General features: G+C 64.0%; 23 protein-coding genes and 2 pseudogenes. 7 read left to right on the plus strand and 18 right to left on the minus strand.

All coding sequences use genetic code 11. The features are described 5' to 3' along the window. Positions 1–9 precede the first annotated feature (9 nt). From IVB13_RS02005 to IVB13_RS02015, 3 genes are all read right to left on the minus strand, one after another. Complete coding sequence (locus IVB13_RS02005; RefSeq protein WP_026233489.1) at positions 10–831, minus strand: tetratricopeptide repeat protein; 822 nt, start codon at positions 829–831, stop codon at positions 10–12. Further along, the gene (ilvD, locus tag IVB13_RS02010) at positions 818–2,542 is read right to left on the minus strand and encodes a dihydroxy-acid dehydratase (RefSeq protein WP_247487487.1); all 1,725 of its coding nucleotides are present in this window, start codon (positions 2,540–2,542) and stop codon (positions 818–820) included. Before ilvD ends, IVB13_RS02005 begins: the two co-directional genes overlap by 14 nt. A gap of 1,314 nt (positions 2,543–3,856) precedes the next feature. Continuing rightward, positions 3,857–4,255, minus strand: a complete 399-nt coding sequence (locus IVB13_RS02015) for a MerR family transcriptional regulator (protein WP_247487489.1) — start codon at positions 4,253–4,255, stop codon at positions 3,857–3,859. An 84-nt stretch (positions 4,256–4,339) separates the two neighbouring features. Here IVB13_RS02015 and IVB13_RS02020 point away from each other — a divergent pair, with 84 nt between their 5' ends. Continuing rightward, entirely contained in the window at positions 4,340–4,792 is a 453-nt protein-coding gene (locus IVB13_RS02020; protein WP_247487491.1) for a hypothetical protein, read from the plus strand. Further along, a pseudogene (locus IVB13_RS02025) lies at positions 4,792–5,008 on the plus strand (hypothetical protein). The gene IVB13_RS02020 and the pseudogene IVB13_RS02025 overlap by 1 nt, the downstream one beginning before the upstream one ends. 26 nt (positions 5,009–5,034) lie before the next feature. On the opposite strand, the gene IVB13_RS02030 reads toward IVB13_RS02025, so the two are convergent. Beyond that, positions 5,035–5,613: a hypothetical protein gene (locus IVB13_RS02030; protein ID WP_247487493.1), complete on the minus strand. Its 579-nt coding sequence runs from the start codon at positions 5,611–5,613 to the stop codon at positions 5,035–5,037. Positions 5,614–5,812: 199 nt separating this feature from the next. Between IVB13_RS02030 and IVB13_RS02035 the strand changes: the two genes are divergently transcribed. Then, complete coding sequence (locus tag IVB13_RS02035) at positions 5,813–5,986, plus strand: hypothetical protein (protein WP_018458042.1); 174 nt, start codon at positions 5,813–5,815, stop codon at positions 5,984–5,986. 152 nt (positions 5,987–6,138) lie between these two features. On the opposite strand, the gene IVB13_RS02040 is transcribed toward IVB13_RS02035, so the two are convergent. The 3 genes and pseudogenes from IVB13_RS02040 to IVB13_RS02050 form a co-directional block, all read right to left on the minus strand. Then, positions 6,139–6,351 (minus strand): hypothetical protein, encoded by a 213-nt coding sequence (locus IVB13_RS02040; RefSeq protein ID WP_085353209.1) that lies wholly within the window; start codon positions 6,349–6,351, stop codon positions 6,139–6,141. A 149-nt stretch (positions 6,352–6,500) separates the two neighbouring features. After that, positions 6,501–6,677, minus strand: coding sequence for a hypothetical protein (locus IVB13_RS02045; RefSeq protein WP_018458044.1), 177 nt, complete (start codon positions 6,675–6,677; stop codon positions 6,501–6,503). A 105-nt stretch (positions 6,678–6,782) separates the two neighbouring features. Continuing rightward, positions 6,783–8,519, minus strand: a pseudogene (locus IVB13_RS02050) (adenylate/guanylate cyclase domain-containing protein). Between the two features lie 324 nt (positions 8,520–8,843). Here IVB13_RS02050 and IVB13_RS02055 point away from each other — a divergent pair. Further along, complete coding sequence (locus tag IVB13_RS02055; protein ID WP_247487495.1) at positions 8,844–11,033, plus strand: lytic transglycosylase domain-containing protein; 2,190 nt, start codon at positions 8,844–8,846, stop codon at positions 11,031–11,033. A 91-nt stretch (positions 11,034–11,124) separates the two neighbouring features. Here the strand turns inward: IVB13_RS02055 and IVB13_RS02060 are convergent, their stop codons facing one another. The 3 genes from IVB13_RS02060 to IVB13_RS02070 all read right to left on the minus strand — a co-directional run bounded on the left by IVB13_RS02060 (position 11,125) and on the right by IVB13_RS02070 (position 12,035). After that, positions 11,125–11,415, minus strand: coding sequence for a hypothetical protein (locus IVB13_RS02060; RefSeq protein WP_231188451.1), 291 nt, complete (start codon positions 11,413–11,415; stop codon positions 11,125–11,127). Positions 11,416–11,481: 66 nt separating this feature from the next. Then, on the minus strand, positions 11,482–11,670 hold the full coding sequence (locus IVB13_RS02065) for a hypothetical protein (RefSeq protein WP_039800268.1): 189 nt from the start codon (positions 11,668–11,670) through the stop codon (positions 11,482–11,484). Next, the gene (locus tag IVB13_RS02070; protein ID WP_247487497.1) at positions 11,667–12,035 is read right to left on the minus strand and encodes a hypothetical protein; all 369 of its coding nucleotides are present in this window, start codon (positions 12,033–12,035) and stop codon (positions 11,667–11,669) included. The genes IVB13_RS02065 and IVB13_RS02070 overlap by 4 nt, the downstream gene beginning before the upstream one ends. Positions 12,036–12,779: 744 nt before the next feature. On the opposite strand from IVB13_RS02070, the gene IVB13_RS02075 reads away from it, so the two are divergent. From IVB13_RS02075 to IVB13_RS02085, 3 genes are all read left to right on the plus strand, one after another. Beyond that, positions 12,780–15,215 (plus strand): PAS domain-containing sensor histidine kinase, encoded by a 2,436-nt coding sequence (locus IVB13_RS02075; RefSeq protein WP_247487500.1) that lies wholly within the window; start codon positions 12,780–12,782, stop codon positions 15,213–15,215. Further along, positions 15,212–15,883, plus strand: coding sequence for a response regulator transcription factor (locus IVB13_RS02080; RefSeq protein ID WP_018458051.1), 672 nt, complete (start codon positions 15,212–15,214; stop codon positions 15,881–15,883). The genes IVB13_RS02075 and IVB13_RS02080 overlap by 4 nt, the downstream gene beginning before the upstream one ends. An 85-nt stretch (positions 15,884–15,968) precedes the next feature. Next, complete coding sequence (locus tag IVB13_RS02085; RefSeq protein WP_247487501.1) at positions 15,969–16,355, plus strand: response regulator; 387 nt, start codon at positions 15,969–15,971, stop codon at positions 16,353–16,355. A gap of 32 nt (positions 16,356–16,387) precedes the next feature. Here the strand turns inward: IVB13_RS02085 and IVB13_RS02090 are convergent, their stop codons facing one another. From IVB13_RS02090 to IVB13_RS02125, 8 genes are all read right to left on the minus strand, one after another. After that, the gene (locus IVB13_RS02090) at positions 16,388–17,356 is read right to left on the minus strand and encodes a tripartite tricarboxylate transporter substrate binding protein BugD (RefSeq protein ID WP_085353215.1); all 969 of its coding nucleotides are present in this window, start codon (positions 17,354–17,356) and stop codon (positions 16,388–16,390) included. An 86-nt stretch (positions 17,357–17,442) separates the two neighbouring features. Continuing rightward, positions 17,443–18,684 carry a threonine synthase gene (locus tag IVB13_RS02095; protein ID WP_247487503.1) on the minus strand — a complete coding sequence of 414 codons (1,242 nt, stop codon included), beginning with the start codon at positions 18,682–18,684 and terminating at the stop codon, positions 17,443–17,445. A gap of 145 nt (positions 18,685–18,829) precedes the next feature. Further along, positions 18,830–20,251 carry a dihydrolipoyl dehydrogenase gene (gene lpdA, locus IVB13_RS02100; protein WP_247487505.1) on the minus strand — a complete coding sequence of 474 codons (1,422 nt, stop codon included), beginning with the start codon at positions 20,249–20,251 and terminating at the stop codon, positions 18,830–18,832. A 17-nt stretch (positions 20,252–20,268) separates the two neighbouring features. After that, positions 20,269–20,475 (minus strand): hypothetical protein, encoded by a 207-nt coding sequence (locus tag IVB13_RS02105; protein ID WP_247296603.1) that lies wholly within the window; start codon positions 20,473–20,475, stop codon positions 20,269–20,271. A gap of 48 nt (positions 20,476–20,523) precedes the next feature. Beyond that, positions 20,524–21,873 (minus strand): pyruvate dehydrogenase complex dihydrolipoamide acetyltransferase, encoded by a 1,350-nt coding sequence (locus IVB13_RS02110; RefSeq protein ID WP_018458057.1) that lies wholly within the window; start codon positions 21,871–21,873, stop codon positions 20,524–20,526. Between the two features lie 60 nt (positions 21,874–21,933). Further along, a complete protein-coding gene (locus IVB13_RS02115; RefSeq protein ID WP_018458058.1) occupies positions 21,934–22,386 on the minus strand; it encodes a nucleoside deaminase in 453 nt (150 codons plus the stop codon). A 2-nt stretch (positions 22,387–22,388) separates the two neighbouring features. Then, the gene (locus IVB13_RS02120) at positions 22,389–22,691 is read right to left on the minus strand and encodes a DUF5076 domain-containing protein (protein ID WP_007590623.1); all 303 of its coding nucleotides are present in this window, start codon (positions 22,689–22,691) and stop codon (positions 22,389–22,391) included. 3 nt (positions 22,692–22,694) lie between these two features. Next, on the minus strand, positions 22,695–24,083 hold the full coding sequence (locus tag IVB13_RS02125) for a pyruvate dehydrogenase complex E1 component subunit beta (RefSeq protein ID WP_247369917.1): 1,389 nt from the start codon (positions 24,081–24,083) through the stop codon (positions 22,695–22,697). Between the last annotated feature and the right edge of the window lie 7 nt (positions 24,084–24,090).

Below are 24,090 nucleotides of genomic sequence, written 5' to 3' on the forward strand. Positions count from 1 at the left end.
CTCAACCCATCACTCCCGTCGACCCTGCACCCATTGCTCCAGCATCTGCAGGCACATGGCGCGATCGTCGTCGGAGGCCTTTGCGAAGGCGCGGTTGTAGTTTTCCTTGATCCAGGTCTCGTCGCTGCCTGCGCTGTCGCGCGCCAGCGTCAGCCACATCAGGCCGCGGGCGGCCTGCCGCGGCAGGCGGTCGCCGTTGAACAGCATCTGGCCGAGCAGCGCCTGGGCCTCGTGCTGGCCCTTCTGCGCGGCGAGTCCAAGCCAGCGCGCGCCGTAGCGGAAATCCTCGCGCGAAGCGTCCGGCGTCTTCAGGTACAGGCGGGCGAGATCGTATTGCGCATCCGCATTGCCGAAATAGGACGCGGCATAGGAAAACATCTCCCGCGCCCGCTCCTGGTCCGGCTTGACCTTCGAATTCGGGATGCCGCTGAGATAATAGCGGCCGAGCGCCACAAAGGCGTTGGCGACGATCTGCGCCTGCGGCGCGGACGGGCTGTCTTCGGCGTGCGCGTTGGCGATGCGGGTGAAATACTCGAACGCACGCACATCGTCCTGGGCGACGCCGTCGCCATTGGCGTACATGCGGCCGAGCTTCCACTGCGCGATGGGGTGGCCACCCTCCGCGGCATATTGCAGGGCGCTGAGCGAGGTTTCCTGGGGCACGACTGGCGGTACATTGCGCACCTTGCCTGCTGCGCCCGGCAAGGTCGTGACCACCGGGATGGTCGCATCCTTCTGGCTGACGGGTGCGCCGTCAAAGGCGAGAGCCGGCGCGGCCAGCGCGGCAGCCCCCAACACAAACGCAACGATGGTACGCCTAGATGTCCGCATAGCACTGTTTCTCGTGCGCGCCGCCCGGATGGGTCACTGCCCCACCGACCGCTGGTCCAACCTGCTGAGCATATTTCCAGAGCGCGCCCGTCGTGTGGTTAGTCGCGCGAGCGGTCCATTTGGTCTTGCGTTGGGCAAGCTCCTGGTCGCTCAATTTTACGTTAAGGGTACCGGCGACCGCGTCGATTTCGATGATATCGCCGTCCTCCAGCAACCCGATCGGGCCGCCGATGGCGGCTTCCGGCCCGACATGGCCGATGCAGAAGCCGCGGGTGGCGCCGGAGAAGCGGCCGTCGGTGATGAGCGCGATCTTGCCGCCCATGCCCTGGCCGGTCAGCGCCGCGGTGGTCTGGAGCATTTCCCGCATGCCGGGACCGCCCTTCGGCCCCTCGTAGCGGATCACGATGACTTCGCCTTCGCGGTAGGTGCGCTTATGGACGGCCTCGAAAGCATCCTCCTCACGGTCGAAGCACCTGGCCGGACCGGTGAACCTGAGGTTGGACATTCCCGCGACTTTCACGATCGCACCTTCTGGCGCCAGATTGCCCTTCAGACCGACCACACCGCCGGTGACGGTGATGGGCTTGTCTGCCGGGTGCACCACGTCCTGGTGCGGATTCCACTTCACGCTTTTGAGGTTTTCGGCGATCGTTCGACCGGTGACGGTCATGCAGTCACCGTGGAGAAATCCGTTGTCGAGCAGCGTCTTCATCAGAAGCGGTATGCCACCTACTTCAAACATGTCTTTGGCGACATAACGGCCGCCTGGCTTCAAATCCGCGACGTACGGTGTCTTTTTGAAGATTTCGGCGACGTCGAACAGGTCGAACTTGATGCCGCACTCGTGCGCGATTGCCGGCAGGTGCAGTGCAGCATTAGTCGAGCCACCGGACGCGGCGACCACGGCGGCGGCATTCTCCAGCGCCTTGAGGGTGACGATGTCGCGTGGCCGGATGTTTTGGGCGATCAGCTCCATGACCTGCTCGCCCGCGGTCATGCAGAAGGCGTCGCGAATTTCATAGGGTGCCGGAGCACCGGCCGAGTACGGCAAGGCCAGCCCGATCGCCTCGGAGACGGTCGCCATCGTGTTGGCGGTGAACTGCGCGCCGCAGGCACCCGCCGAGGGGCACGCCACGCGCTCGATCTCGTCGAGGTCCTCGTCCGACATTGCGCCGACCGAGTGCTTGCCGACGGCTTCGAACATGTCCTGCACGGTCACCTGCTGGCCCCGGAAATTGCCGGGCAGGATCGAGCCGCCATAGATGAAGATCGAGGGCACGTTGAGACGGACCATCGCCATCATCATGCCCGGCAGCGACTTGTCGCAGCCGGCCAGGCCAACGAGAGCGTCATAGGCGTGGCCGCGGATCGTCAGTTCGACGGAATCGGCGATGCATTCGCGCGACGGCAGCGAGGAGCGCATGCCGTCATGCCCCATCGCGATGCCGTCGGTCACGGTGATGGTGCAGAACTCGCGCGGCGTGCCGCCGGCGGCTGCGACGCCCTTCTTCACCGCCTGCGCCTGGCGCATCAGGGAGATGTTGCAGGGCGCGGCCTCGTTCCAGCACGAGGCGACGCCGACGAAGGGCTGGTGGATCTGGTCGGTGGTCAGACCCATGGCGTAGAGGTAGGAGCGATGGGGCGCGCGCGCAGGACCTTCCGTCACGTGACGGCTCGGCAGCCTCTGCTTGATGTTGCTCTTCGCGTCCATCGCAAACCAGTTTCCCCGGCCAACCCTTTCAGACCCGAAAAATCAGAGCCAAGATTTGAATCGACCTTGGGGATTTCCGTCGTCTTCCAGGATCACCGCTGCCGCTAAAATATTCGAGTGATTTTATTCATGTTCGGGTGTGGCCAAAAAGCGGCGTCGATGCGAACGGACAGAGAAGATGGTTAAATCCGTGACGGGTGTTGCACGGACGGCACAATCGTGGCCGTGAGGACACGATCGAGCTTACTGCGATACCCCCGGCGGGAGGACAATCCACAACTTCAAGTTTCCGGTGCGTGCCTGCGTTGCAACTTCGGCGCGACCACGAGGCGCAGCCAAGGTGAGTCGGCGCCTTCATCTCCCCGCCTGTCCGGACGCGCTGCAAGGGCGCTGCGTCCAGGCCACAGATCGAAGTGTTGTGCACACTCTCTCCACATCGTCTTTGCGAGCGGAGCGACTTGTCCGCCGAAGCTTTAGCGAAGGCGGAAGCAATCCAGAATCCTCCGCGGAAAGACTCTGGATCGCTTCGCTGCGCTCGCAATGACGGAGCAAGGGGCAGCAATCGCCATCCGCCAATGCAGATTCAACTTGCAGACACCCTTCGCGTTCTCGCGGCTGATTCCGCCCGAGCTTTGCTTCGTCGCTTCACCCTCTTGTCCAAGAGGGCGCAGGGAAGGCCGGGTGCCGGCTGGCACCCGCGGTCCGCTGCGCGAAAATGTAGCGCAAGGAAAACCGCACAGCAGCATACAGGTGTAGCCAATCACTCGGCCTTCCCTGCGCGATGGTTGGACGGCTTATGCCGTGCTCTCCCGGGAGCCGAATTCTCTCTGGCCTCCCTCGCCCTCGCAGAAGTCACCGGCACCGCGCCGGTTGACGCGACTGCCGCATCCGCAAGAGCTTGACCGTAGCAACGACGGCCAGGACCACACGGTTTTGCCGTACGCACGGCTCGCCATTTCGCCGCAGTTTTTCCAGCCCTGTCGACGGAGCCGGAAACTTACAGACGAGACGAAGCCTAGCAGCGCCGCTCGTCGGAACGCAGCCTTGGGCTCACGGAGAGCAATCCGCCCTGCCCATAGCCACTCGCACCGAACGCTGCCGCGTCCACCGCAAGCCCGGCTCGCGAACATGACGACCACAAGATCGCCCCTCAAGGATGAGCCGGGATGCGCGACACATACGCCGTTTCCGAATTTCGGTAAAGCGGAATATTTTGGATGCCCCGGCTTGACACGGACATGTCGGGAAATGATCAAGTGTTTTGCCCGACAGGCAACCGCGACGGCATCGTGCACTTCAAGGCGCTATCCGGGATCAGGCGGGCCCGCATCCTGGCTGCAGGATCACGCAGTCCGGCGCGGCACTGCCGCTGCACGTCATCTCACAGCCGCTGACCAGCGCGGCCATGGTCGCTTCCAGTGTCCGCAACTCCGCAATTTTCTTCCTGATCGATCCGAGATGCTTCTCTGCAAATGTCTTCGTATCGCTGCAGGGCAAGCGCCGCTGAACCGATGCGAGGATGTCGCGCGTCTCGTCGATGGAGAAGTCGAGCTCACGGCAATGCCTGACAAGGCTGAGCGCCCTGAGAGCGTCGCTGCCGTAGATGCGCTGGCCGCCCTGGCGCGCCGGCGGCGTCAGAAGACCGATGCTCTCGTAGTAGCGGATGGTGGGAACCGAAATGCCGGCCGTCTTGGCGAGGACGCCAATTCTCATGGAGCTCTCACTTTTCGCTTGAACCTCAAGTGGCTTGAGGGCGTAGCGATCCGGTCCGTGGCGCACAAGCATGAGGAGAATCACATGAGCGTTATAGGACCGTCCTGCAGCCTTTCGTCCGAGACGTCGCCAGGATGCGGCTGCGGAGCCCAGACCGAACCAAGGGTCGAACCAGGCGGCGGCAAGGCCGCCGGCACGGCGCTCGCAACCGCGGTTGTCGCGGCAGCCTGCACGGCGTGCTGTGTGCTGCCGTTCACCCTACCCGCTGTCGTGCTCGCCAGCGTGGGCAGCCTGATCGCGGTGCTCGACCATGCGCACGGGCTGATGACGAAACTGTCCATCGCCGTCGTGGTCTGCGCCTGGGTCTGGATCGTCTGTCGATCGCGGACGCGCGGCTTGAAAATCCGATCGTCCGTGCTGGCTGCAATGTGCGCCGCGACCGTTCTGACCGCGACGGCCGCGCTGTGGCCGGTGATGGGGCCCGCCGTCTTCCACACCCGCGGTGTCGCCAAGAAGCCGAAGCCTCCGGCCGGCTGATGGACGCAATCACAATCTTCGGACTGCGATCAGTGCGATGCTGCTGTTTACGCGCTCGAGCCGCGCGGACCGCATTTCGTGCTGGCCTTCGCGGCAGCCTGCGCGCTCAGCGGGGTCTATGGCTTTCTCCAGGGCGCCTGGCCGTTCGGGTTTGTCGAGACGGTTTGGACAGCGGTCGCCTTGCAGCGCTGGGCAAAGGTCCGGTTATCGGCCTGACCGGACTTCAGTGCCTTGGTTGGCGCTCAGGCGTTCCGCATCGCGCGCCCGAACGGATCGGCCAGACGGACGATCTCACAGGCGGCGACGAGGCCGGCGAGCCAGATGGCGCTGGTCAGCCCGATCCGTGTCACGATGGCGGCGGTGAAGGCGCCCTCGCCGCCCAGGACCGGCGTCGCGGCAAGCAGCGCGAACTCATAGACCGCGTAGGCGGCAACGAATGCAATCGCAAGCATCAGCGGCGTGCGGCCTTGCGGCAGCCTACGGAGGACCGTCGATGCTGCTGCGGTCGATAGCAGCGCAGCAGCGCCGATGACGAAGCCCCAGGCGATAGTGCTGGGGTCGATCGGATAGTGCAGCGCGCCGAAGCCGATGCCCTGGTTCACCAGCCAGGCGCCCGTGACGACGAGCAGCGCCGGACGCAGCGGCAGCATGGCGGCGGCGACAACCGCGCAAGCCGCAAACGGCGTGGCACAGGCGAATGCAAAGCTTGCCAGCGCGCATGACACGATCAGCAGCGCGAAGCCGAACAGCGGCGCAAGGCGCGCCGCGACCGGGTTAAGGCGGAAACGGTCGCCGAGGGGCGGCAGGATTGGACGGGGCATGGATGAACTCATGCCGACGATCCTAGCACATTTGCACCTGCTTGGATCACCTCCCGCGGCAGTTCCAACTGCCTCATCAGAGGTCCCGACGGATGGTGACGCGCGCCCTCTTGCCCTCAGCTGGCTGCGCTCGGCCTCTTCTCCTTAAACGGCGGGCTACGCTCGCCCTCTTGGGCGCTGGGCCTGAGCCCAGGCCGCGGTGACGTCGCGCGGCGGGACGTCGACGCGCCGGATCGGCGTCAACTCGCCGGAGGCGGAGATGATCGCGGTCTCCTCGCGGCGGCAGCGCGGGCAAACGAAGCGGACCTCGTTCGGCGAAGCCGACCAGCTCGAACGTCTTACATTGGCGGCCATCGGCCAGGCTGCGCAGTGAGAGCATGACACCAGGAACCGACCGGGATCGAGCATACCCATTCCAAAGGACTCCGCGTCCTGCCATCCTTTCAATGATTGATCCATGTGAATCGTTCCGGTGCCAAAACACCGTCGAGACACCGTCGGCCCCGAACCAGGAGGCGGAGCCGCTCAGCGGGCGCCCTTGAGCGTGCACGACGTGCTGCAGGTGACCGTGTTGCCGTGGTCGCACGCCTTGCAGGCGGCAACGCACTGGGTCATGTCGCGGGGATTGAAGGAGGTAAAGTTCCGCATCGCGCACACCGGGGTCGAGCCGGTGATCTCCTGCTCCTGGTTGCAGGCTGCCGTCATGAGTCCAAACATGATGACCGCAAGGAGGCGCATGGGATCGCCCTGTGAGGCACGACAAAACAATCTCGCGAGGCGCGCTGCACCGCAGCGGGCGCCGGCATTTCCACTGCGGAAAATCGCCGCAGGCGTCCCCGCATCTGCATTGAGGATGCGCGCCAAGTGTTAAGAACGGATTGCCGGCGTCAGGCCGCAGCTTGGCTCGCTATGGCCTGCCGCATGTCCACCGCCAGCTGGCGATACCGCTCCGAGAGCTTCAGATAAAACTCACGCTTGGTGCTGTCGGTGGCGAGCCTGGCGATCAGCTCGCATTCGGCGGTGAGCGTCTCGAACCGTTCGAGCCTGTTCTCAAGTTCTGTCATCGGCGTGTCCCCATCAAACGCCTCAAGGACACCAAACCTAAGCCCGGGAAATAGGTCACTGCGAACATCGTTATCGAGTAGAATCAATTTTTCCCGCGCGGCCGACTATTTCTGCTCCAACCGCCAGGCGCCGTCCCAGCCCTCGTCCGGCGGATGGGCCTCGAACCGCGTGATACGAGCAAGCATTGCCCGCGAGGGGCCGTCGCCTGGGACGGCTTCAAGTGCCGCGTTGAAGCCGGCGCGGGCCTCGTCGAAGAGGCGGGCGCGATAGGCGGCGAGGCCTTCGGCGTAGTGAGAACGCAGGCTCTCATGCGCGGCCGTGAGTGCGCCTGCCCGGCCCATCACCTCGAAGATCGTTTGCGGCGCGCTCTGGCCGGCGACCGCAAGACGGTCGACCTCGCGCAATCCGAGGTGCGAGCCGATCGCGTCCGCCGTCGCCTGCGAGATCAGGATACGGGTGCCATAGGTCTTGTTGACGGCCTCCAGTCGTGAGGCGAGGTTCACGGCGTCGCCCATCACGGTGAAGCTCATCATCAGCTCGGAGCCGATGCTGCCGGTCAGGACCTCGCCGGTGGCGATGCCGATCCGCAGATCGCAAAGCCCGGGCATGGCGCGGATGCCGAGCAGATCCGGCAATTGCTTCTGCAGCGCGGGCACCTGATCGGCCATTTCGATCGCAGCAAGGCCTGCGAGCAGCGCCGGCTCTTCCTCCTCGATGAAGGGAGGGCCCCAATAGGCCATGATGGCGTCGCCGATATATTTCTCGATGATGCCGCGGTTGCTCCTGATCGGACCGGACATGACGGTAAAATAGTGGTTCATCACCTTGACCAGGCCGCGCGGGGTCATGCCCTCGCTCATCGCGGTGAAGCCGCTCATGTCTCAGAACATGATGGTCATCACCCGGCGCTGGCCGTCGACGGCGACCTCCGGCCGGTCAATCAGCCCCTGCACCACCTTGGGATCGATGTAGCGGCCAAAGGTCTCGCGGATGCGCTCGTTCTGGCGCAATTGCTCGACCATGCGATTGAAGGCGGAGGCGAGTTCGCCAATCTCGTCCTGCGTCGAGACACTGATGGTCTTGTCGAAGCGGCCCGCCTCGACTTCGCGGGTGCCGGCCAGCAAGAGCCGGACCGGTCGCGTGATCCCGGTGGAGACCATGATCGCAAAGGCAAGTCCGACGATCGCCGCGAGGATGGTCACGATGCCCGAGACGATGATCGCCTGGCGCTGATGGCGGATCACCTGCGCGGTGCTCACGAACACCTGCGAGAGCATCTCGGCGCGGATCGCATCGATCCGCTGGGTGAAGAGATCGCGGAGCGCGTCCACATGGACGAGCACGTCGCGCGTGGCCGCAAAGTCCTTGGCATCGAGCAGCCGGAGCAGCTTGGCGTCCTCCTCGTCGAGTTCGCGGCGAAGCTCCTTGACTGCATTCTCGATGCGCGTCTCGATCCGGGCGAGTGCCGCGTTGTCCGACGGTGTGCTCTCATCGTCGATGATCGCGTTGATCAGCTTTCGCGCGGCTTCGGCCTCCTGCTCGACCTGGGCGTCCGTTTCCCTGAAGATCTTCAGCCGCGCCGCAAAGCCCTCCTCGTCCGGCGGCGTTTGCATTTTGGCGATCACCATGCGCCGCATCGCCAGCGCCCGCTCCAGCGAACGCACATTGGACCGCGCCAGGTGGCCGTAAGCCGGAATATACCGCGCGGTCAGCTCATCCAGAAGATGGCCGACGCGGCTGGACATCACCATCGACAGGATCGCGGTGACGACCATCAGGATGATGAGGCCGAGCGCAATCCCGACGATCTTGCGCCGGATCGACTGGTTGAAAATCGGCATGGGCGCGGGACAATGGGCTGAAGGGGAAAGGCTTTGGAACCCAATACAACGGATTTGCCGCCGGGAATACGCGCAATTTGGCCGCTTCGAGGCGTCCTGAACCGCCGCAACCGTCGCGCGAGCCGTATTCGTTAATGAAGGTTAAGAGACCCGCTCGCCCCGCCGTTGCACAGGTTCCCTGGCTCCATCCGTATTTCGCCGCATTGTTGGAACAGCTTCAGGATGCGAAACGACGTCGTGTCACCATTTTGACGCCGTTTTGATTCTCGAGCCGCATCTCGTCGCGGACTTTGGTTTGTACTGGTTTCGCAGGGGGACCACGGAATGAACCAGTGCCTACGCTCGCTCGCGTGTGTCGTTGCCGTGGCCGCTTTGGCCTTCATCCCTACAGAGCTGGCAGCGAAGAGCGGTCACAAATCGTCCGCGCCGAAGAAGACGCATGAGGCGAAAACCGGCAAGCAGCGCCACGCCTCCGCCGGCAAGGCGCGGCACGGCAAGCATGCCGAGGCCAAGCGCAAGTCGAAGAAGCAGGACGACGCGCCCTCGGACAAGCCGGCAGCCCCGCCGCTGACTGGCGATCTCGCCGCGCTGAAGGATGCCATCGATCTCGCGCGGAAGGGCAAGACCGAGGACGCCAGCGCGGCGCGCGACCGCATTGCCGACCCGGCCGGACAGAAACTCGCCGACTGGTTCATGCTGCGCCATTCCGAAAGCACGGCGAATTTCAAGCGCTACGCCGCCTTCCTCGCCGCCAATCCGGACTGGCCGAGCAGCGCGCTGCTCCGCCGCCGCGCCGAGGCGCGGCTGTGGCAGGAGAAGGCCGACGCGGCGACCGTGCACAAATTCACGATGGACCGGCCGACCAGCGCCAAGGGCAAGTTCGCGCTCGCCCGCGTGCTAATGACCGAGGGCGACAGCGACAGGGCCGCGCGTCTTGTGCGCGATGCCTGGCGCACGGACGAATTGTCCGAGCGCAGTGAGGAGGATTCCTACCAAGCGTTCCGCGATCTCCTGACCGCCGAGGATCATCGCGCCCGCATGGACAAGCGGCTCGGCGCCAAGGACTATGCGGGGGCGCGGCGCGCAGCCAAGCGGCTCGGCGAGGATGCGCTCGCGATCGTCAAGGCCTGCGCCGCAGTCACTGGCAAGGCCAGCAAGGCCAAGGATTACCTGGAGGACATTTCGGCCGAGGCGCGCCGCGACCTCGGCTATGTGCTGTGCCGCGCGCAATGGCATCTCCAGAATGACCGCATCGACGACGCGGCCGAGGTGATCCTGGCCGCCGCGCCCGATACGATGGCGGCGCAAGACACCGACGCCTGGTGGCGCGAGCGCCGCCTGCTCGCGCGAAAGCTGCTCGACCAGGGCAAGTTCAAAACCGCCTATGATTTGGTGCGCTCGGCAGCCGTGCCCGCGATGGAGGTCTATCGCGCCGACTATCACTTCATGTGCGGCTGGATCGCGCTGCGCTATCTCGATGATCCCAAGGCGGCGATGACGCATTTCGCCGCGATCGACGAAGGCTCCGCCAATCCGATCGCGCTGTCGCGCGCGCATTATTGGCGCGGCCGCGCGGCCGAGGCAATGAACGCACCGGCCGATGCGCGCCTGAGCTATCAGGCGGCGGCGCGCTATCCGACCGCCTATTACGGCCAGCTCGCCCGCGCCAGGCTCGGTCTCGACCGCATCGAGCTGCGTGCGCCCTCGCCCGTGCTGGCAGCAGTCGACGCGCCGCCCGCGGACGAGCGCGTGCGCGCCGCCGACATGCTCTACGGCGTCGGTGAGCGCGACATGGTGTTTTACTTCGCCGAGGATTTTGCCAAGGAGAGCACCGACGTCGCCGCACTCGAAGCGCTCGGCGAGCTCGCCGGCCGGCGCAACGATGCGCGCGTGATGCTGGAGGTCGGCAAGTCGGCGCTGGCGCGCGGGCTCGCGCTCGATCACTACGCCTTCCCGACCATCGGCATCCCTGAACATAAGCAGGTGGCGCCCGCGATCGATCCCAGCGTGATCTATTCGGTGGCGCGCACCGAAAGCTCGTTCGACCAGCGCGACAAATCGGCCGCCAACGCAGTCGGGCTGATGCAGGTGACGCCGGAAGCGGGCCGCGACACCGCAAAGCGCTTCGGCCTGACCTATGACTGGGACAAGATGGTCTCCGATCCCGTCTACAACACGCAGATGGGCGCGGCCGAGCTCAGTGCGCTCATGTCGGAATATCGCGGCAACCAGATCATGACCTTCGCCGGCTACAATGCCGGCCGGGGCCGCGTGCGCGAATGGGTGCAGGCGCGCGGCGACCCCAGGGATCCCAAGGTCGATCCGGTCGACTGGGTCGAGCGCATCCCGCTGTCGGAGACGCGCAACTACGTCCAGCGCGTGATCGAGAACGTGCTGGTCTATCGTGCGAGGTTTGAGGCCAGCAGCGTCGTCGCGGGGAAGTCCGAGCAGCGCGTTACGACGCCGAACAGGGGCGCGATGCCGACGGCATCGGCCGCAGCCGCCGCGCCCTAGCTTCGCGACGCCGGGGCTGGACGCGGCGTGAAGCTGGATGCAGTGACTGCGACCGACCTCTCTGCGCGGGTCCGCATCGTTTGGCGAGCCGTCACCTCCTTCCGTGGTCAGAGGGTTCGTACGCGCGCAGAAATGCTTCCGTCAGCGAGCGCGAGAGCGCGCCCGTCTGCAGTATCCAGTTCCAGCTCGACACCGTGATCGCTTCGAGCGAACTGCGGTAAGGCCAGAGCATTTCCACCGCCGTCTGCTGATATCGACGGTAGCAATCATAGTCGCAGTACCGCCGCTCAGCGGGCACATGGCGGACGTAACTCGCGCCCAGCGGCTGCGCGCACGCGCTGCAGGTACCGCCGTGGCGAGGCCCTTCCTGATTGACGAACATGAATCTCATCGCGATGTCCTCTCGCCCGGACGGCAAATCCACCGCCCGTTTCGCCCTCCTATCCGCTCAAGACGCCGCTCGTGTGCGCCCCTCGATCAGCGGCGCAGCTTCGCCATGAAGCGCGTAACACTCGTAGCCGCAGTAGGGCAGCAGCGTCTTCGCATCGCGTAGATAGCCGCCGCTGATCTCCTCGCAGCACCAGAGGCAGGACGTTTTGCGAAAAGGGGTCCTGCCGTTCACCAATATGAACCTCATGTGGCACCTCCGAGCGCAAAGCAGTAGACCGTGTCGACGAGAGAGGCGGACGGCGGCGGCGCGCAAAGATGGTTGCGGCCGTCGGGATTATCCCTGTTTCGCTCGACCTTCTGAGGCGGAATGAGGATGTATTTCCCGTCTTCCCGGCGCAGCGCGTAGATGCCCCCCTCGACCCGCCGTATCTCGGTCGGGTAGCAGTCGGCGTTGTTGCAGCAAGTCAGCACCGGATTGTCCGGCATGTGCCAACTCGAATAGAACTGCTCGTGGAGGAGCAGATCCCGAGGCGGATGACGATGTGCGCCATCCTGTCCGGCCTCGTCCGCCTCCGCTCCAGTCATCAACGAAAGCGGCAGCGTGATCGCCAAGAGGAGCTTGCAACAACGGTTCAACGCGCAGCCTCCCGATACAGAATTGCCGAACGCAGCGGATCCGGTGACTGGTGCTTACGCCGCCTGAGACCGAAACAGCCATCGGCGATCGCGTTCGCGGCGCGCTCTGAAGCGATCGAGACATTTCCGGGAGCAAAGCGGCGCTCGCCAGGAATAATACCGGATCAGGCCGAACTTCCCGCTGCAGACGGCGCAGCTTTTTGCGGCGGAAGGGCGCTCGGAGTGTTCGGGCTTATCGCACATGATCCTCTCCTCCTGGCCTCTGATGGGCGCCTCTGACGGTCGAGGATCCCCACGGGCGCTGATGCACAATCATCACGTTCGTCAACGAAATGCGGCTTCTCAATCGTGACCAGATCATCGGCAAGTCAGCGCCGGCGGAGGCGAAGCTGGCCTCTTGAGTGCACGACCCCGCGCTACTCAACTGTTCAAGCGTTGCGATCGACACCACTGGATTGCCGGTGAGACTAGTCCCCATGTGACGGGCCGCTCAATTGTACGGAGGTAAATGCAGCGTATGACTAGGATTGCGCGACCTATACATAGGTTTGTCCGGTGATTTACCGGAGTTTCGTCCGCTCGCAACGAGACGGCGCAACGCTGGCAAGCTGCACGGAGCCCGCGAACTTTCGATGCGGAATCCTGCTTTGATCAGGGAATTGCCCCTGCTGTCGCAAAGTGCTCTACTCTCCCTGCCCCACGCGGGCCGGGACGCTTGCGATGATGCCTGGCCAGATCGCAAAACTAGGGAATTCGGCCGCGCAATTCCTGCTCGGCGGCCTTGCGGCGCTTCGATCTCTCGGCAATGCGGGGAAAGGCGAGTCCGCGACTGGGGAAGGCTGGCGGCAGGACAATGCCGACCTGCGCGACGCCGTGAAGCAATGGCGACAAGTGTTCGAGCACAATCCGGTCATGTATTTCATGGTCGATCCGGCCGGAACGGTGCTCAACGTAAATACATTTGGCGCCGCGCAACTGGGCTACACGGCGGCCGAGTTGACCGGCCAATCTGTGCTGAACGTCTTTTTCGAAGAGGACCGCGATTTCGTCCGTCGCTGTGTCGGGCTGTGCCTGGAAACCGTGGACCAGTCGCACACCTGGGAGATTCGCAAGATCCGGAAGGACGGCTCGGTTCTCTGGGTCCGTGAGAACGCCAAGGCCATGCGACGCGGCGACGGCACGCCGATCGTGCTGGTCGCCTGCGAAAACATCACCCAGCGCAAGGAGGCGGAGGATGCGCTGCGGCAGAGCGAGGCCTACCTTGCCCAAGCGCAGGAGTTGAGCCGCACCGGCAGCTTCGGCCTGAGCCTGGCAACCCGCGAGGCCGTCTGGTCCAGGGAGACCTTTCGCATCTTCCAATGTGACCCGCAGGTCAAACCGACGCTCGATTTCGTTTTCCAGCGCATTCATCCGGAAGATCGCAATGCGGTCAGCAAGACCCTTGATCAGGCCTTCCGTGAGGTCGGCGATTTCGACCATGAATATCGCCTGCTGATGCCCGATGGAACCATCAAATATCTCCATTCCGTGGCACGCGTGGTGAGACATGGATCCGGCCACATCGAGTTTGTCGGAGCGGTCACTGACGTCACTACGGCAAAGGAAACCGAACAGCGGCTGCGTCGCAGCGAAGCGTATCTGACCGAAGCCCAGCGCCTCAGCCACACGAGCAGCTGGGCCTGGAACGTGCGCAGTCAGGAGTTTGCCTACCGATCGGCCGAACTCTATCGCCTGTTCGGATTCAACCCGGACCAGATCGATCTGTCGGCGCAGGCTTTCCAACAACGGATCCTCGCCGAAGACTTTCGCCGGATCGTCGATGTGGAACGTCAGGCAATCCGGCAAAAGCAGCCTTTCGAAGTTGATTTTCGGATTGTGCGTCCGGACGGTTCCGTACGGCACGTCCATACGGAGGGGCATCCCGTCGTCGGCGGGGACGGCGATGTCACGGAAATCATCGGCACCCACGTCGATGTCACCGAGCAGTTTGCCGCCAGACAAGCGCTGCAAAAAGCCTTTGACGAGCTCAAGCTGTCCGAGCAGCGATTTCGCGACTATGCCGAAACCGCCTCGGACTGGTTTTGGGAGAGCGGGCCGGACCACCGTATCACACGGATTTCGGAACATGCCGACACGGCCGGTCCCGTGCCCACGGGCGTGATCGGTCTCGCCCGTTGGGACATTCCACCCGATGCCGAGCTCGAGCCCGAGAAGTGGGAGCGGCATCGCGCGACGCTCGATGCCCACCTTCCTTTTCGCGACCTGGTCTACCGAAGCAAGGATCGCAACGGATCTCCGATCTACGTGCGCACCAGCGGCAAGCCCTTGCACGACGCGAACGGCAACTTTCTCGGCTATCGTGGCGTCAGCAGCGACGTGACGGCGGCCATCCGCGCCGAGCAGGCCGAAGAAGCGCTGCGCAAGGCGCAAGCCGAACTAGCTCACGTGACGCGTGTCACGATGCTCGGCGAACTCACGGCCTCGATCGCCCACGAGATCAATCAGCCCTTGGCCGCCGTGATCTCCAATGCGGATGCCTGTATCGGATGGCTCGGCCGCGAACCAGCCCAACTGAATGCCGCACGCCGTTCCGTGGAATGGATCGTCGAGGACGCCAATCGCGCCAGCGAGGTGATCCGCCGGATCAGAACGCTTGCGAAGAAGACCGAGATCGAGATGGCTCCGGTCGACATGAACCAGCTCGTCAGGGAGACGGTGGCGCTCGTCCGCCGCGAGCTTGCCACCCATGCCGTGTCGGTACGAATGGAGCTGGCGTCCGCTCTACCCAGCGTTTGCGGCGACCGGATCCAGCTGCAGCAGGTGCTGATCAACCTGGTCATGAACGGGATTGAAGCCATGCACGCCAATGTGGACCGTCCGCGCGAGCTTGCGATCCGCTCCAGCCAGGCGAGCGAGCACGGCGAAGGCCGCATGCTCCTGATCGTGACAGACAGCGGGGTCGGCCTCGACGACGGCGCGACGGAGCGCATCTTCACACCTTTCTTCACGACAAAGCCGAGCGGCCTGGGGATGGGACTGTCGATCTGCCGATCGATCATCGAGGCTCATGCGGGCCGGCTCTCGGCCTTCCCCAATGACGGAAGCGGAGCAACATTCCAGATTGCCCTGCCCTTGCCGATCGAGGACACGTCGTGACCGACCTTCCCAAGGTGGCGACGGTGCAGACGAGTTCCGACGATCCGATCGTCTTGATCGTCGACGACGATCCATCGATGCGCCGTGCGCTCACCAACCTCTTTCAATCCGTCGGCCTCAAGGTCGAGGCTTTCGGCTCCGCGGCGGAGATCATGGAAGCCAAGCCACCGGCGGTCCCCAGCTGCCTTGTGCTCGACATCCGCCTGCCGGGCTCAAGCGGCTTTGACCTGCAGTCGGACCTAGCGAAGGCGAACATTCACACGCCCATTATCTTCATCACCGGTCATGGTGATATTCCGATGACCGTCAGGGCCATGAAGAGCGGCGCCATCGATTTTCTGACCAAGCCGGTGCGCGACCAGGACATGCTGGATGCGGTTCAGGCCGCGATCGAACGGGATCGCAAGCGACGCAATGCCGAGGAGTCGGTCGCGGGAGTGCGGTCCCGATTCGAGGGTTTGAGCGCGCGCCAGCGCGACATCCTCGCCCTGGTGGCGTCCGGCCTGATGAACAAGCAAGTCGCTGCCGAGCTCGGATTGGCTGAGATTACCGTCAAGATCTACCGCGGGCAGATCATGCGGAAAATGGGCGCCAAGTCGTTGGCCGATCTCGTCAGAATGGTGGAGGCGCTCGGAATCTCACGCCCGGGCGGAAAGGTGCAAACCTAAGTATGCTTTTCAAGCTCGCTCCAAGGGCTCACTTTCGTCAAGTGCGGCACCGTGATCGGCGGCTCCCCGATCAGGAGCGATCATCTTGTCAATCCCCTCGGCCATTTCCGTCATCGACGATGATCGATCAGTCCGCCTTGCGACCAATAATCTGCTGACGTCGCGGGGATACACGGTCAACATCTTTCGCTCCGCTAACGAATTTCTTCAATCGGCCGAACTGAAGACGACGTCCTGCGTGATCGCGGATGTGCAGATGTCGTTGATGGGCGGCCTTGAGCTATTGACGCACATGCGCAGCCTTGGTCACCACACGCCCTTCATTTTCATGACGGCTTTTCCCGACGATGCCGTGCGCGACCGCGCGCTGAAAGCGGGCGCTATCTGCTTTCTGGCGAAGCCGTTCTCCACGCCCGCTCTGCTTGAATGTCTGCGGATGGCCCTGTCCGGCTCCGATCAAACCGAGACGTGATACGCTGGCGCCGAGCCCTGGCGACACGGCGCTCACTCCACCTTGATGTTCGCCGCCTTGATCATTGGCCACCACTTCGCGATCTCCGCCTTCTGGCGGGCGCCCAGGGCCTCGGGCGTGAGCTGATCCTGGGGTGTCATCTCAAGCCCCTGACTTTCGAGCTGCTTCTTCACGCCGGGATCGTTCAGCGCTTCCACGGCAGCGGCATTGAGCTTGGCGACGATCGCCTTTGGCGTGCCCTTCGGCACCCACATGCCGGACCAGAGCGTCATGTTGAAGCCCTTCAGGCCCGCCTCCTCCGCCGTCGGGATGTCGGGCGCCGACGACAGGCGCCTGTCATCGGTGATGGCGTAGGCGCGAATGGTGCCGGCGCGGACCTGGTTGATGGAGTTCGAGGTCTGGTCGACGATGACGTCGATCTGGCCGGCAATGAGATCGTTCAGGGCGGGCGCGGTGCCGCGATACGGTACGTATTGCAGCTTGATGCCGCTGACGCTCTCGAAGTAGACCCCGGCGATGTGGCTACCTGAGCCCGCGCCGGCGGTGCCGGCGGTCGGCGGCGACGGTCGCGACTTCAGCCAGTCCAGCAGCTCCTTCAGCGAGGTCGCGGGCACCGCGTTCTTGCTGACGACGATCATCGGATTGCTCGGCAGCAGCACCACCGGCTCCAGGTCCGCGACCAGGTCGTAATTGAGCTTGTAGACGGCGCCGTTGGCGACGTGGGTGCCGAGATGGCCGAACGAGATCGTGTAGCCGTCGGGGGCCGAATGCACGGCGCGGCCGACGCCGATCGAGCCGCCCGCGCCGGTGACGTTCTCGATCACCAGCGGCTGCCCAAGCGATGTCCGCATCCGCTCGGCAAGCACTCGCGCCATCGCATCCGACGGACCGCCGGCGGCGAAGGGAACGATGATGGTGATGGGACGCGAGGGATAGTCGTCGGCGCGCGCGGCGCCTGCAACAGCGAGAATAGCAATCAGCGCAGCCCAGGCGGCCTTCATTGTCTTCTCCCAGCAATGTCATTGTTGTTTTTGTCTCTTCCCGCGTACGGGAAGAGGGATCGTTCGTGAAGGGACGAAATGCCGCGCTAGAACTGCGAATAGTCGATCGGCTTATGACGATCGAGCGTGCGGGTGACCGGCGGCAGCGGGTATTTCAGGCCTGTGGCGCAATTGAACAGCATCACGCGGTCGGACTTGCTGACGCGGCCGTCGGCGAGGCTGTCCTTGTAGGCGGCGTAGGTGGCAGCACCTTCGGGGCAGAGCAACAGCCCCTCCTCGCGCGCGACCTCGCTGAGCGCCGATGTGATCTTATCGTCGTCGACGGCAATGGCAAAACCGTTGCTCTGCCGCACCGCGCGCAAAATGAGAAAGTCGCCGATCGCCTGCGGCACGCGAATGCCTGACGCGATGGTGTGAGCGTCCTCCCAGCGCGTCGCATGCTCGGTGCCGGCCTCATAGGCGCGCACCATGGGCGCGCAGCCGGAGGCTTGCACCGCGACCATGCGCGGGCGCTTGCTGCCGATGAAGCCGATTTTCTCTAGTTCGTCGAACGCCTTCCACATGCCGATCAGGCCGGTGCCGCCGCCGGTCGGATAGAAGATCACGTCGGGCACGTCCCAGCCGAGCTGCTCGGCGAGTTCGAGCCCCATCGTCTTCTTGCCTTCGATGCGGTACGGCTCCTTCAAGGTCGAGGTGTCGAACCAGCCGACTTTCGCCTTGCCCTCGCCGACGATCTTGCCGCAATCGTCGATATAGCCGTTGACGCGGTAGACGGTGGCGCCCTGCAGCTCGATCTCGCTGACGTTCACCTCCGGCGTATCGGCCGGGCAGAAGATCGTGGTCTTGATGCCGCAGGAGGTCGCATAAGCCGCGAGCGCCGCGCCGGCATTGCCGTTGGTCGGCATCGCCATATGCTTGATGCCGAGCGCCTTGCCCATCGACACCGCCATCACGAGGCCGCGCGCCTTGAACGAGCCGGTCGGCAAGCGCCCCTCGTCCTTGACGATGATCTCGCCGCCGCCGAGTTTTGCACCGAGCTTGGGCAGCCGGATCAGCGGCGTCGTGACCTCGCCGAGCGAGACGATATCCTGACATTTACGCACCGGCAAAAGCTCGCGGTAGCGCCACATGTCGGCGGGGCGCTGGGCGAGCGCGTCTTTCGTCAGCGCCGTCTTCACACCGGCAAGGTCGTAGCGCACCAGCAGCGGCTTGCCGGCCTTGGAGAGGTTGTGGACCTGGTCGGCGGCGTAATGATCGCCCTCCATCGCGCATTCGAGATGGGTGACGAAGGTCGGGCGTTCGATGGTGAGGTTGTCGTTGTCTTGCATGGGGTGATTTCCTTCTTGTTTTGCAAACAGATCCCTCCGCTCGTCATTGCGAGCGCAGCGGAGCAATCCAGAGTCTTTCCGCGGAGGCAGTCTGGATTGCTTCGCTTCGCTCGCAATGACGGTGGTGGGCGGCGATGCGCGCCCGTCAAATATTCAGCACCCGTCCATACGCATCCAGCACGGCTTCCTTCATCATCTCCGACAGGGTCGGATGCGGGAACACCGTGTGCATCAGCTCCTCTTCCGTGGTCTCAAGGTTCATGGCGACGACGTAGCCCTGGATCAGCTCGGTGACCTCCGCGCCGATCATGTGGGCGCCAAGCAGCTGGCCGGTCTTCTTGTCGAAGATCACCTTGACCAGGCCCTGGTCCTCGCCGAGCGCGATGGCCTTGCCGTTGCCGACGAAGGGGAAGCGGCCGACGCGGATCTCGCGGCCGTTCTCCTTGGCCTTGGCTTCGGTGAGGCCGACGGAGGCCACCTGCGGCTGACAATAGGTGCAGCCCGGGATCAGGTTCTTGTCCATGGCGTGCGGATGCAGGCCCTTGATCGCCTCGACGCAGATCACGCCTTCATGTTCGGCCTTGTGAGCCAGCATCGGCGGCCCCGCGACATCGCCGATGGCATAGATGCCGGGGATGTTGGTCTTGCCGTAGCCGTCGATCACGATGACGCCGCGATCCGTTTTCACGCCGAGCTTCTCGAGTCCAAGGTTCTCGATGTTGCCGACGACGCCGACCGCCGAGATCACGCGCTCGAACTCGGTCGTCACAGGCTTGCCCTTGCCGTCGTCAATGGTAGCGACGACGCTGTCGGCCTTCTTCTCGAGCTTGGTCACCTTGGTCGAGGACAGGATCTTGATGCCCTGCTTCTCGAAACGCTTGCGGGCGAGGCCTGCGATCTCGGCGTCCTCCACCGGCAGGATCTGCGGCAGCACTTCGACCACGGTGACGTCCGAGCTCATGGTGTGGAAGAAGGAGGCGAACTCGATGCCGATCGCGCCGGAGCCGACGACCAGCAGCGATTTCGGCATCCGCTCCGGCACCATCGCCTCGAAATAAGTCCAGATCAGCTTCTTGTCGGGTTCGAGGCCCGGCAGCACCCGCGGCCGCGCGCCGGTCGCGATGATGATGTGCTTGGCCTGATACGTCCCCTCGCCCAGCGCACCCTTGGGGCCCTCGACGTCCGACTTCTTCACGGTAACTTTGCCGGGCGCATCGATCGAGGCCGCGCCCCAGATCACGCTGACCTTGTTCTTCTTCATCAGGAAGCCAACGCCATCGTTCAGCCGCTTCGAGACACCGCGCGAGCGCTGCACCACCGCCTTCGGGTCGAACGAGACGTTGTCGGCCGACAGGCCGTAATCCTTGGCGTGCTGCATGTAGTGGTAGATCTCGGCCGAGCGCAGCAGCGCCTTGGTCGGGATGCAGCCCCAGTTCAGGCAGATGCCGCCGAGATAGGATTTCTCGACGATCGCGACCTTGAAGCCGAGCTGGGCGGCGCGGATTGCGGTGACATAGCCGCCCGGACCGGAGCCGATGATGATGATGTCGAAGGATGTGTCGGCCATGGCGGCTCCCATTCAACTCAAGAGGCGCCGCGGGCGCGGCGCTTGATCAGAAAAGACCTCACCAGCCATTCGAGCATCGTCGCCAAAGCCATTACGGCCAAGGCAATCAGCACGACCGGCTGGGCGATGTTCCGTGCCAGTTGTTCACTGGCAAAGAACGCGGAGTAAAGAAGATCGAGCCCAATCGGGTTGAGCGCGACGACTGCTCCAAGCAGCAGCGACATCCATGGCCAGCGGGTACGGACATGCAACGGTGCCCCCTCTACCGCGCGTCAGACCATCATCATGACGGGATTTTCGATCAGCTGCTTGAAGGCGCCGATCAGTTCCGCGCCGAGCGCGCCGTCGATGGCGCGGTGATCGCAGGACAGGGTCACGCTCATCATGTTCGCGATCTCGATCTTGCCGCCACGGACCACAGGCCGCTCCTCGCTGGTGCCGACTGCGAGGATGGTGGCATGCGGCGGATTGATCACGGCGGTGAAGTGGCTAATGCCGAACATGCCGAGATTCGAGACGGCCGTCGTGCCGCCCTGATATTCTTCGGGCTTCAGCTTGCGCGAGCGGGCGCGTGTCGCAAAATCCTTCATCTCGTTGGAGATGGTCGACAGCGTCTTGGTCTCCGCCTTGCGGATAATCGGCGTGATCAGGCCGCCGGGCATTGCCACCGCAACACCGACGTCCGAATGGTGGTGCTTGACCATGCCGGATTCGGTCCAGCTCACATTGCAATTCGGGATCTTCTGCAGCGCGACCGCCATCGCCTTGATGACGAAGTCGTTGACCGAGATCTTGTAGAGCGGCTTCTTCTCCTTGTCCTTGGGAGCAGCCGTATTGATCTCCTCGCGCGCGGCGAGCAGCTTGCCGATGTCGCAGTCGATCGTGAGATAGAAGTGCGGGACGTTCTGGATCGACGCGGTCAGACGCTGCGCAATCGTGCGGCGCATGCCGTCATGCGGGACGACCTCGTAGGAGCCGGGTTCGAACAGCGCCAGGATCTGCTTGTCCGACATGGTCGGCGCGGTCGAGGGTGCGCCTGACGGCGTCGCCGCGGGAGCCTTCAGGCCAATGCCGGACTTGGCCTGCTCGACGTCGCGTGCCACCACGCGGCCATGCGGGCCGGTGCCAGTCACCATCGCAACATCGACGCCGGCTTCCTTGGCGAGCCGGCGCGCCAGCGGCGAGGAGAACACGCGGCCGGCATGGCCGTTGCTCTGCGCAGCCGGTGCTGCGGCCTGCGGTGCAGGTGCTGCGGCGGGCACCGGCGCCGCTTTGGGCGCAGCAGGCGCAGGAGCCGATGCAGCAGCAGGGGCTTCAGCAGCTTTCGGAGGCGCGGCGGAGGCACTGGGCTTGGCGGCACCTGCCGCTTTCACGTCCTCGCCCTCGCCGGCCAGCACCGCGATCACGTCGTTGACAGGCACGTCCTGCGTGCCCTCTGGCACGAGAATCCTGGCGATCGTGCCCTCGTCGATGGCCTCGACCTCCATGGTCGCCTTGTCGGTCTCGATCTCGGCGATGATGTCGCCGGATTTGACCTTGTCGCCTTCCTTCTTCAGCCACTTGGCGAGGTTGCCCTTCTCCATCGTCGGCGAAAGAGCGGGCATCAGGATGTTGATGGGCATGCTGACCTCAAGAAGAACTTTGCAAAAATCCGTCTCCGGACCGAAGACGAACAGACCAGGTTAGTTGCCGATGTCGCCCTGCCACAGGCGCTCATTGGCAGGGATGGAACGCCAATTCTTCATCATGGTGATGGAGCGGTCGTCGGCAAGGTCGATCCAGGAGATGCCGAACTTGTCGAGAATGTCCTTGGAGCCCTCGAAGGTGACGGACTCTCCAATCACCACGAGCTTCACCTTGAACAGTGCGAGCGCACCGGCACACATCGCGCATGGCGACAGCGTGGTGTACATGACGGTATCGTGGAACGAAATCGCACCCGCCTCGCGCAGGCAACTCATCTCGCCGTGCAGGATCGGGTTGTTTTCCTGCACGCGGTTGTTGTGGCCGCGGGCAATGACCTTGTTGTCGCGGGTCAGCACGGCGCCGATCGGCAGGCCGCCTTGCGCGATCGAGGCTTCCGCCTCGCGGATCGCCTCCAGCATGAAATCGAAATGATAGGCTTCGATCGCCACGGTCAGTGCCCCTTCCCGCGCGGCGTCGTGGTGCCGGTGTCGGTGGGACGCTCGATCTCGGCCTGGAACATCTCGATGATCCGGTTCAGCGCGTCCTCCTCGGTGTATTCGCTCTCGCGCGCATAGGCGCGCGCGGCGTGACGGGCGAGATCGACGAGCAGCAGGCCCCACATGTCGGGCTCGTCGAAGGCCCGCTGGAACGCCATCGACAGCCCGCCGTCCAGCACGAACACGCGCAGGATCTCGACCGCATCATCGCGGACGAGGACGTCGGGTGGCAATGGCTGCTCCTTCGGACCCGCCATGGTCTACCTGTAGCAGACGGCTTTGGCGGCCTCGACCACTTCGGCAGCCGAAGGCAGCGCGAGCTTTTCCAGGTTCGCGGCATACGGCATCGGCACGTCCTTGCCGGAGACCCGGGTTACAGGCGCATCCAGATAGTCGAAGGCATGCTCCATGATCCGCGCGGCGATCTCGGCGCCGACACCGCTCTGGGCCCAGCCCTCTTCCACCGTGACGGCACGTCCCGTCTTCTTGACGGAGTTGACGATGGTGTCGGTGTCCATCGGACGCAGCGTGCGCAGGTCGATCACTTCGGCCTCGATGCCGTCCTTGGCGAGTTCGTCGGCGGCCTTCAGCGCGTAGCTCATGCCGTTCGACCACGAGATGATCGTGACATGGCTGCCGGAGCGCACGATGCGCGCCTTGCCGATCGGAATCACGAAATCGTCGAGCTTCGGCACCTCGCCAGTGTGGCCGTAGAGCATTTCGTTCTCGAGGAAGATCACCGGATTGGGATCGCGGATCGCAGCCTTGAGCAGGCCCTTGTAATCAGCGGCCGAGAACGGCGCGACGACCTTGAGGCCGGGGACGTTCGAATACCAGGACGAATAATCCTGGCTGTGCTGGGCGGCCACGCGGGAAGCGGCGCCGTTGGGCCCGCGGAATACGATGGAGCAGCCCATCTGGCCGCCGGACATATAGAGCGTTTTGGCCGCGGAGTTGATGATCTGGTCGATCGCCTGCATAGCGAAGTTGAAGGTCATGAACTCGACAATCGGCTTCAACCCGGTCATCGCGGCGCCGACGCCGATGCCGGCAAAGCCGTGCTCCGTGATTGGCGTGTCGATGACGCGCTTGGCGCCGAATTCCTGAAGCAGCCCTTGCGTCACCTTGTAGGCGCCTTGGTATTCGGCAACCTCTTCGCCCATCACGAAGACGTCGGCGTCGCGGCGCATCTCTTCGGCCATAGCATCGCGCAGGGCTTCGCGGATGGTCTGCGTCACCATCTCGGTGCCTGCGGGCACTTCCGGGTCGGGTTCTGCGACGGCCTGCGGCGCCGGCGCAGCCTTGGGAGCTGGAGCCTCGGTCTTCGCGGCGGCAGGGGCTGCGGATTCGGCAGCCTTCTGCTGCTGGGCAGGCGCGGGCGCCTTGGCGAGATCGGCGGCACTTTCGCCATCGGCCAGAATTGTCGCGATCGGTGTGTTCACGGCAACGTCGGCGGTGCCCTCGGGGATCAGGATCTTGCCGAGCGTACCTTCATCGGTCGCCTCGACCTCCATGGTCGCCTTGTCGGTCTCGATCTCGGCGATGACGTCGCCGGACTTGATCGTCTCACCCTCTTTTTTCAGCCATTTGGAGAGGTTGCCCTTCTCCATCGTGGGCGACAACGCGGGCATCAGCACTTGAATTGGCATATCGGCT

The sequence above is a fragment of the Bradyrhizobium sp. 17 genome (genome assembly GCF_023073515.1).
GTDB classification, from domain to species: domain Bacteria; phylum Pseudomonadota; class Alphaproteobacteria; order Rhizobiales; family Xanthobacteraceae; genus Bradyrhizobium; species Bradyrhizobium canariense_D.

What these genes read in the sequence shown, in the direction of transcription:
- IVB13_RS02005 (WP_026233489.1), bottom strand. Translation starts at nt 831, where the DNA reads ATGCGGACATCTAGGCGTACCATCGTTGCGTTTGTGTTGGGGGCTGCC.
- ilvD (WP_247487487.1), bottom strand. Translation starts at nt 2,542, where the DNA reads ATGGACGCGAAGAGCAACATCAAGCAGAGGCTGCCGAGCCGTCACGTG.
- IVB13_RS02015 (WP_247487489.1), bottom strand. Translation starts at nt 4,255, where the DNA reads ATGAGAATTGGCGTCCTCGCCAAGACGGCCGGCATTTCGGTTCCCACC.
- IVB13_RS02020 (WP_247487491.1), top strand. Translation starts at nt 4,340, where the DNA reads ATGAGCGTTATAGGACCGTCCTGCAGCCTTTCGTCCGAGACGTCGCCA.
- IVB13_RS02030 (WP_247487493.1), bottom strand. Translation starts at nt 5,613, where the DNA reads ATGCCCCGTCCAATCCTGCCGCCCCTCGGCGACCGTTTCCGCCTTAAC.
- IVB13_RS02040 (WP_085353209.1), bottom strand. Translation starts at nt 6,351, where the DNA reads ATGCGCCTCCTTGCGGTCATCATGTTTGGACTCATGACGGCAGCCTGC.
- IVB13_RS02045 (WP_018458044.1), bottom strand. Translation starts at nt 6,677, where the DNA reads ATGACAGAACTTGAGAACAGGCTCGAACGGTTCGAGACGCTCACCGCC.
- IVB13_RS02055 (WP_247487495.1), top strand. Translation starts at nt 8,844, where the DNA reads ATGAACCAGTGCCTACGCTCGCTCGCGTGTGTCGTTGCCGTGGCCGCT.
- IVB13_RS02060 (WP_231188451.1), bottom strand. Translation starts at nt 11,415, where the DNA reads ATGTTCGTCAATCAGGAAGGGCCTCGCCACGGCGGTACCTGCAGCGCG.
- IVB13_RS02065 (WP_039800268.1), bottom strand. Translation starts at nt 11,670, where the DNA reads ATGAGGTTCATATTGGTGAACGGCAGGACCCCTTTTCGCAAAACGTCC.
- IVB13_RS02075 (WP_247487500.1), top strand. Translation starts at nt 12,780, where the DNA reads ATGATGCCTGGCCAGATCGCAAAACTAGGGAATTCGGCCGCGCAATTC.
- IVB13_RS02090 (WP_085353215.1), bottom strand. Translation starts at nt 17,356, where the DNA reads ATGAAGGCCGCCTGGGCTGCGCTGATTGCTATTCTCGCTGTTGCAGGC.
- IVB13_RS02095 (WP_247487503.1), bottom strand. Translation starts at nt 18,684, where the DNA reads ATGCAAGACAACGACAACCTCACCATCGAACGCCCGACCTTCGTCACC.
- lpdA (WP_247487505.1), bottom strand. Translation starts at nt 20,251, where the DNA reads ATGGCCGACACATCCTTCGACATCATCATCATCGGCTCCGGTCCGGGC.
- IVB13_RS02105 (WP_247296603.1), bottom strand. Translation starts at nt 20,475, where the DNA reads ATGTCGCTGCTGCTTGGAGCAGTCGTCGCGCTCAACCCGATTGGGCTC.
- IVB13_RS02110 (WP_018458057.1), bottom strand. Translation starts at nt 21,873, where the DNA reads ATGCCCATCAACATCCTGATGCCCGCTCTTTCGCCGACGATGGAGAAG.
- IVB13_RS02120 (WP_007590623.1), bottom strand. Translation starts at nt 22,691, where the DNA reads ATGGCGGGTCCGAAGGAGCAGCCATTGCCACCCGACGTCCTCGTCCGC.
- IVB13_RS02125 (WP_247369917.1), bottom strand. Translation starts at nt 24,083, where the DNA reads ATGCCAATTCAAGTGCTGATGCCCGCGTTGTCGCCCACGATGGAGAAG.